The following is a 6,484-nucleotide window of genomic DNA, read 5'->3' as shown; positions in this document are numbered from 1 at the left end:
TCGAGGTCAACCTCACCGCCGTCGTCGAGGACAAAGACCTCCCCATGCTGGTAGGGGTTCATCGTTCCCGCGTCGTAATTGAGGTAGGGGTCGATTTTTATGTTTGTCGTCCTGAACCCCCTAGCCTTCATGAGCATCCCGAGGGAAGCGCTGGTTATGCCCTTTCCGAGACCGCTGACAACACCGCCCGTGACAAAGATGAACTTCGTCATGATAAAACCTCCCCACGTTATGTCGTTGGTTGATGGAGGGGTGCTTAAAAGTTTTATCAAAATTAGCGGAGAGGGTTAGGAAGAGGATAAAAGGGAGGGAATTTACTCATCCAGTTCGATACCGTTGCCCTCCTCCTCGGTGAGCTCCCTTATCTCGTAGACCTTGAGGGGAACCTTCTTCAGGGCCTTTCCCACGACGGCCTTCGCTATCCTGACGGCGTGCTCAACCGTCTGGGCGTTGTAGACCTTGAGGGTTAAATACATGCCAACGAGCCCGACGTTTCCAACGACGAAGGCGCTCTCAAAATGGGCACCGCAGACCGGGCACTGGGAGTAACCGAGCTCGACCCTCACAAAGTCCAGCTTCTCCTTGTTGAGGGCCTTCGTAACCTTGCTCACCGCGACGTTTATGGCGTCCTCACTCGTCTCAACGTCCCTAACGATTATGGGCGCTTCAAGAACAACCACGTAGTCTCCCATTCCTCTCACCTCACCCAAACGCGAAAAGCCTGTCGTCCTCACCCCTGAAGACACCGAGCCTGACGCCAGCATCGATGAAGCCGTGGGCGTAGTTCAGGGCTGCAAAGGCCGTAACGTAGTCGCCCTTATCGTAGTAGTATCTGGCGTCGTTAAAATAGCTCCTCGCCATGGTCAAAAAGTCCTCGGCGACTTTCATAAGGAGGCTTTTCTCGTGAACCGCTATTTCCAGCCGGCTGAGCGCTTCCTCAGTTATTTTGAAATACTTGAGGAGCTTTTCTTCCGTTATCTCTCGCCCCACCGGTCTCGCCTCGGTCGTCCTTTGAAAGCCCTCTTATAAACCTTACCAAAGCCCCACCCGAAATTTTTGATTCAAAAACGCTGTAAGGGGGGCAATGGGAACTGTCGCCCCCCTGGGGGTCCCGACGTCATCGCAACCCCATACTCGTCGGGCGAGAAGAGATAGGGCGGAAGCAATAAAAGACTTACTAGCTCGAAAGCTTTTATAACCCAAGCCCCAACCGAAAGCGGTGCGAAACATGGGTGGAACCGTGAGCAAGATAATACACTTCAGGGACGAGGAGGAGTTCATAGGCGATATGGACTCCGCTCTGGAACGTTTCTCCTATCTGGCAAGCAAATATGGCCGTAACCCGGTAGAGGGGGTACTCCTGTGGGACTACGTGGGTATAAAGGACGATGAAGGCGTGAAGGTCTTCAGGGTCGGGGAGTTTCCCTTCGTCGAGGGTACACTGAAGGTTGACTTAGAGACCCTCCGCATCATGGAGCGATACTTTGAGGAGATGGAGAGCAGGCTTGACGAGCTGACCGTCGAGGAGATAAACTACTTCGTCGAGATGCTGAACGATGCCCTTGGTGAGGAGAGGATCTACTACGATGCCTACCGTCTCGGCCTCGACAGAAACACGGCCTACATAATCCTCAACATAGCCTCAGTCCACTACCTTGAGACAATCCTTGAGGGGAGGGACAGGGAGCTCTTTGAAGAGGCCATCGGAACACTGCTCAAATACCTGTGAGGGGGTGAAAACGTGCTCTTCAAGAAGAACGGTCTCTTCACCGGGAAGGACGCTGAAAAAGTCGTTGAGTGGATGAGCGCCCACCCCGGAGAGGGGGAGTTGATAGTTATGGCCAAAGGCGTTACCTCCGAGGCGAAAAGGCGCCTCTGGGACTACGCAAGAGCCGTTCGGCTCATGGCAGACATGACCGGCGAGGAGAGAAGCGTTAAGGTTGAGATACTGGAGGGCTTCGTAAGCGATAAGGTGAAGGGACTCGATGTGGGGGAGTTGGAATTATGAGGCTCATAATGGCAGAGGTCTTCAACAGCTGGCAGGGGGAGGGGGGAAGCGTCGAAGGGAGCGCCTTCGGGAGAAGGCAGATCTTTGTGAGGTTCGCCGGTTGCGACCTTCATTGTGAGTGGTGCGACTCCAAGCAGTACATAGATGCCTCCCGCGTTTCCCGCTGGCGCTACGAGGTCGAACCCTTCACCGGGAAGTTCGAGTACAGGCCCAACCCGGCTTCGCTTGAAGATGTCGTAGACGCTATCCTAAGGCTCGACACCGGCGATATACACTCGATAAGCTACACCGGAGGGGAACCGACGCTCCAGGTAAAGGCCCTGAAGGCCCTGATGGAACGAATGAAACACCTCGGCTTTGACAACTTCCTAGAAACCCACGGCGGTCTTCCCGGGCTTATTAAAGAAATCGCCCCTCTGACGGACTACGCGAGCGTTGACATAAAGGACGAGACGGCGAAGGCAGTGGATGACTGGAGGAACCTCGTCCTGAGAGAGGTCAAGAGCATTAGGGTTCTCAGGGAAGCTGGAGCAAAGGTCTACGCCAAGCTCGTCGTAACCTCCGAGACAAAGGTTGAAAACGTCCGCTGGTACGCGGAGCTTTTGAAGGGGCTGGCACCGCTGGCTATACAGCCCAGGGAGCCGATTGAGATAGGTCAGGAGAGGCTTATGGAACTCTACCGCGAGGCGGCTGGAGTAATGGGTAGGAAGAACGTCGGCCTAAGCTTCCAGGTTCACAAGTACCTCACCGTTCTCTAAAGGCTTTTAAGTCCGGCTTTCAACTCCCCAAGGCGATGATGAGATTGGCCTTTGGGGTGAGCGATGCCCGGAAAAACCGCCTGAGCCACCCGTCAAGTTTTTAAATCCCCCCTTTTAGTTACCTCTGGAAAGATTAAGGAGGTGGTGCCATGCCGGTGATTGAGGAAGTGACTGCCCCAAGGAGCCTCGAAAGGGTTGGCATGCACTCCCACATAAGGGGCCTCGGCCTGGACGAGAACGGGAAGGCGGGGTTCATAGCGGACGGGATGGTTGGACAGGCCAAAGCCAGGGAAGCCGCTGGAATAGCAGTGAAGCTCATAAAGCGCGGGAAGCTTGCCGGGAAGGGGATTCTCCTTGTCGGGCCGACTGGAAGTGGAAAGACGGCGATAGCAATGGGCATAGCGAGGGAGCTCGGTGATGACGTGCCCTTTGTTCAAATAGCGGGGAGTGAGATTTACTCGGCCGAGGTCAACAAGACGGAGTTCCTCAAACAGGCCATGAGGAGGGCAATAGGCGTTAGAATAAGCGAGGAGAGAAAGGTCTACGAAGGCGAGGTCAAGGAGATAAAGATAAACAGAACCAGGCACCCCTTCAACCCCTATGTGGAAGTTCCGGAGAGCGTCGTCATAACGCTACGCACCAAAGATGATGAGAAGACGGTTAGAGCTGGCAGGGAGATAGCGTACCAGCTCATGGAGCTCGGTGTCGAGGAGGGCGACGTCATACAGATCGACGCCGAGACGGGGAGGATCTCCAAGGTCGGTACCACGAAGGAGGAAGAGGGCCTCTTCTTTAAGAGGAAGGTCAACCTCCCGAGCGGGCCGGTTCTCAAGATAAAGGAGTTCACTTACACGGTTACGCTCCACGACCTTGACGTTGCCAATGCGCGCGGGAACATCTTCGGCCTGCTCTTCAGCACAGGAGCAGAGATAAGCGACGAAATAAGACAGCGCGTCGATGAAACCGTGAAGAGCTGGGTGGAGGAAGGAAGGGCAACCCTCGTCCCGGGAGTGCTCTTCATAGACGAGTGCCACATGCTTGACATCGAGGCGTTCTCCTTCCTCGCAAGGGCCGTGGAAAGTGAACTGGCGCCGATACTCATCCTAGCGACGAACCGTGGCAGGACGAAGATAAGGGGAACCGACATAGAGGCTCCCCATGGGATTCCAATAGACATGCTCGACAGGCTGCTCATAATCAACACCGAGCCCTACAAGAAGGAGGAAATCCGCGAGATAGTTAAGATTCGCGCGAGGGAGGAGAAGGTAGAGGTCAGCGAGGAGGCAGTTGAATACTTGGCTGAACTCGGCGAGAAGACCAGCCTCCGCTACGCAGTCCAACTGCTCGCCCCGGCGAGCGTTTTGGCCGGAGGCGGAAGGGTCGAGAGGGAGCACGTGGAAAAGGCGAAAGAGTACTTTGCCGACCTCAGGAGGAGCATGGAGTTCGTCGAGAAGCTGGAGGGCATGCTGAGCTGATTTTTCCTCTTTGTGTTTTTCCAATAACACTTTTAAACTTTAATGGCTTAACACTTTTGGTGGGAGAATGAGTCGAGGCTACACCGTTGTCCTCGTATTGATTCTCATCGGAGCGCTCGCAAGCGGATGCATCTCTACCACTGGCCCGGCTCAAAGTCCATCCAGCATTGAGGGCACTTCCAGCATTTCACATCACAGTCCCAGCAGACAGACCGGGACTGAAACCTCCCCGACAGCTGCGGCGGTGAGAACAGCCAAGATAAACGGCACGTTCTCCGGCTACTTGACGGCACCGAGGGGTGTCTTTGATGAGGCAAAGCGGTTTCTTGAGGGCATAAACGCAACTCTATACTCCTTTGAGGTAGAGATAATCGGGAAGAACTTCAACACCAGCATTACCCTTTATGCCATAAAACTCGTTCCGCCTTTTGTCTCCCGGGACTTCAACGTCACAATCAACGCCCACCCAGTTAACGGAACCCTCTTCGTCCCCTACGCCCAAGGGATTCCGGTTTCCATCGAGGCAGATGGCATTATAACGACCTCTTACCTCGAAGTGCACCCCCAAAAGGTTCTGAAAGCCACCGGCGCCTTAGACAAAGCAGAGCTGAATAACCTCAACGGCTCTACGATTCTAACCCTTGGGGAAACCAGAGGAGAGCTCAGGCTCATCCTTAAAGTCTCCAGACCCGGAAGTTGCACCTTCATCGTCCTCCACAACGGCATGGAGATTACCTCAGCGACGCTGGGGTGAGCTGATGAGAAGGCTTTACTGGGCGGTTCCCTTTCTGGCCTACCCCCTTGCCTATCTCTTCTGGGAGTTCAGGCCTGCCCTCGCGTTCTTCGTTGCCCTGAACTGGCTGGTCTTCCTGATGGAATACCGATACGGAGGGGAATCAAAGGAAAGCGAAGAACTTACAGTCTTTGGGGTCAGTATGGCACTCCTTCTCCTCCCCGTTGGGGGATACATAACCGTTTTCGCCGAGGTCTTTACTGCTTTCATGTTCATCTTTGAGTTCCTCATTGTCTTATTAAAGGCCAAGAAGCTTTAACCTTCCATTATCTCCATCAGCTTCCTGCTCAGGTCGAGGTGGAAGATGAACTCATGGTAGAGCCCATCTTCCTCAGGGAACACCAGCTTGAGCTCGTTGAGGTCGACCTTGCCCCCGAACTCACCGAAGATTATGATCCCGTTCAGCTCAATGACTCCGAAGACAGCTGAAAGGTTGAAGAGCAGTGTCCTAAGCTGGTAAGCTGAAACCTCATGACAGCCGAGCCCCTCGCGGGGGTATTTGAAGAGGAAGTACTCGAGCCCCTCCATCTCGGCAACGTCCGTTACGGCTATGTCTGCGGTTAGGAAAACCACTAGGACGGGGCTCATCGTGTCGTAGCGCTTTAGGGTCTTCACTATCAGCTCGTCGTCGTTGTGAACGGGCTCGCTCACGCTCTCGGCTATGATTATCCTGTCCTTCAGCCTCTCAAACTCCTTAAGGGCTATGTAGGCAGCTTTCCTGCTCTTCTTCGTCCGCCTGTTGTTGAACTCCCTGAGCAGGTGAGGGTTTCTTACGACCCTGGCAAGCTCCTCCAGTTGCTTTCTCCTGTACTTGTAGTTCATGGCCTCCTCTATCTCCTTCTTAACCCCTTCGGCCACTATTATCTGGTAGCCGTCGAGGGGCCGGTAGGAGGAGATGAAGCGGTGATAGAAGAGGTTAGTGTCCGGGGCGAAGACGACACCCTTTCTCAGCCTGCGGTAGAGCTCCAAGGTTTTCTCGAAGTCGTCAAGGTTTTCGTACCTCACTATGCCAGATGAAATGAAGCACTCGTAGAAGTCGCTCCACGTTGGGAGCTCGGAGGAGTGTCCGTAGGAGAGTGAGTTAAGCACTCTCCTGTCGGCCAAGGCCTTTAGCTCATAACCCTTCGCCGAAGGCCTAGCCCTAAGGAGCGGAAGCTCATAGAAGGGGTAAGTGACTTCAAGCCCCCTCCCGGCCAGGAGGTTAATCAGTATCTGGAGCTCCGGCTTCCTTATCACGATCTCCCTCATGGTCCTACCCCCAAGAAGTTCTTGAGGGGTTGCATGTGGGTTGGAATCATCATGTAGGGTCTGTTTGGAAAGTCTCTGTCAAGGAGGCCCATGTAGGCTATGAAGGAAACGGGGAAGTTCATCGACTGCACTATTGCCGCGGTAACAATGGCCTTTCTGCCCGAGGTTATGTCTATCCCTATTGCGTAGCCCTCCCCGGCGA

9 protein-coding genes and 2 pseudogenes are annotated in these 6,484 nt (G+C 54.3%); 6 read left to right on the top strand and 5 right to left on the bottom strand.

Going from position 1 to position 6,484, the window contains the following annotated elements; genetic code table 11:
• The 3 genes and pseudogenes from pyrG to MVD07_RS06085 all read right to left on the bottom strand — a co-directional run.
• Window positions 1–212, bottom strand: a pseudogene (pyrG, locus tag MVD07_RS06095) (CTP synthetase); the annotation flags it as partial.
• A 102-nt stretch (window positions 213–314) separates the two neighbouring features.
• Window positions 315–692: a DUF555 domain-containing protein gene (locus MVD07_RS06090; protein WP_297499695.1), complete on the bottom strand. Its 378-nt coding sequence runs from the start codon at window positions 690–692 to the stop codon at window positions 315–317.
• Window positions 693–702: 10 nt separating this feature from the next.
• A complete protein-coding gene (locus MVD07_RS06085) occupies window positions 703–990 on the bottom strand; it encodes a DUF357 domain-containing protein (protein ID WP_297499693.1) in 288 nt (95 codons plus the stop codon).
• A gap of 238 nt (window positions 991–1,228) precedes the next feature.
• Between MVD07_RS06085 and MVD07_RS06080 the strand changes: the two genes are divergently transcribed.
• From MVD07_RS06080 to MVD07_RS06055, 6 genes are all read left to right on the top strand, one after another.
• Window positions 1,229–1,729 carry a hypothetical protein gene (locus MVD07_RS06080; protein ID WP_297499696.1) on the top strand — a complete coding sequence of 167 codons (501 nt, stop codon included), beginning with the start codon at window positions 1,229–1,231 and terminating at the stop codon, window positions 1,727–1,729.
• A gap of 12 nt (window positions 1,730–1,741) precedes the next feature.
• Complete coding sequence (locus tag MVD07_RS06075) at window positions 1,742–2,008, top strand: hypothetical protein (protein ID WP_297499691.1); 267 nt, start codon at window positions 1,742–1,744, stop codon at window positions 2,006–2,008.
• Window positions 2,005–2,766, top strand: a complete 762-nt coding sequence (locus MVD07_RS06070) for a 7-carboxy-7-deazaguanine synthase QueE (RefSeq protein ID WP_297499689.1) — start codon at window positions 2,005–2,007, stop codon at window positions 2,764–2,766. Before MVD07_RS06075 ends, MVD07_RS06070 begins: the two co-directional genes overlap by 4 nt.
• Before the next feature lie 149 nt (window positions 2,767–2,915).
• Window positions 2,916–4,241, top strand: coding sequence for a RuvB-like helicase (locus MVD07_RS06065; protein WP_297499687.1), 1,326 nt, complete (start codon window positions 2,916–2,918; stop codon window positions 4,239–4,241).
• A 67-nt stretch (window positions 4,242–4,308) separates the two neighbouring features.
• Window positions 4,309–4,995, top strand: a complete 687-nt coding sequence (locus MVD07_RS06060; protein ID WP_297499685.1) for a hypothetical protein — start codon at window positions 4,309–4,311, stop codon at window positions 4,993–4,995.
• A gap of 4 nt (window positions 4,996–4,999) precedes the next feature.
• Window positions 5,000–5,293 carry a hypothetical protein gene (locus tag MVD07_RS06055; protein ID WP_297499683.1) on the top strand — a complete coding sequence of 98 codons (294 nt, stop codon included), beginning with the start codon at window positions 5,000–5,002 and terminating at the stop codon, window positions 5,291–5,293.
• Here MVD07_RS06055 and MVD07_RS06050 read toward each other — a convergent pair.
• Together MVD07_RS06050 and MVD07_RS06045 are read right to left on the bottom strand one after the other, a co-directional pair.
• A complete protein-coding gene (locus tag MVD07_RS06050; protein WP_297499681.1) occupies window positions 5,290–6,282 on the bottom strand; it encodes a PIN domain-containing protein in 993 nt (330 codons plus the stop codon). The two genes, MVD07_RS06055 and MVD07_RS06050, sit on opposite strands and share 4 nt — an antisense overlap.
• Window positions 6,279–6,484: pseudogene (locus MVD07_RS06045) on the bottom strand (hypothetical protein); the annotation flags it as partial. The gene MVD07_RS06050 and the pseudogene MVD07_RS06045, both read right to left, overlap by 4 nt.

This window comes from Thermococcus sp., assembly GCF_027008145.1.
Lineage (GTDB): Archaea > Methanobacteriota_B > Thermococci > Thermococcales > Thermococcaceae > Thermococcus.
Note: the sequence above shows the minus strand (reverse complement) of the source record. Positions and strands in the feature narration are given on the sequence as shown.

Excerpts from the sequence above, each read along its gene's own strand:
- MVD07_RS06090 (WP_297499695.1), bottom strand. The coding sequence starts at position 692 with ATGGGAGACTACGTGGTTGTTCTTGAAGCGCCCATAATCGTTAGGGAC.
- MVD07_RS06080 (WP_297499696.1), top strand. The coding sequence starts at position 1,229 with ATGGGTGGAACCGTGAGCAAGATAATACACTTCAGGGACGAGGAGGAG.
- MVD07_RS06055 (WP_297499683.1), top strand. The coding sequence starts at position 5,000 with ATGAGAAGGCTTTACTGGGCGGTTCCCTTTCTGGCCTACCCCCTTGCC.
- MVD07_RS06060 (WP_297499685.1), top strand. The coding sequence starts at position 4,309 with ATGAGTCGAGGCTACACCGTTGTCCTCGTATTGATTCTCATCGGAGCG.
- MVD07_RS06065 (WP_297499687.1), top strand. The coding sequence starts at position 2,916 with ATGCCGGTGATTGAGGAAGTGACTGCCCCAAGGAGCCTCGAAAGGGTT.
- MVD07_RS06070 (WP_297499689.1), top strand. The coding sequence starts at position 2,005 with ATGAGGCTCATAATGGCAGAGGTCTTCAACAGCTGGCAGGGGGAGGGG.
- MVD07_RS06050 (WP_297499681.1), bottom strand. The coding sequence starts at position 6,282 with ATGAGGGAGATCGTGATAAGGAAGCCGGAGCTCCAGATACTGATTAAC.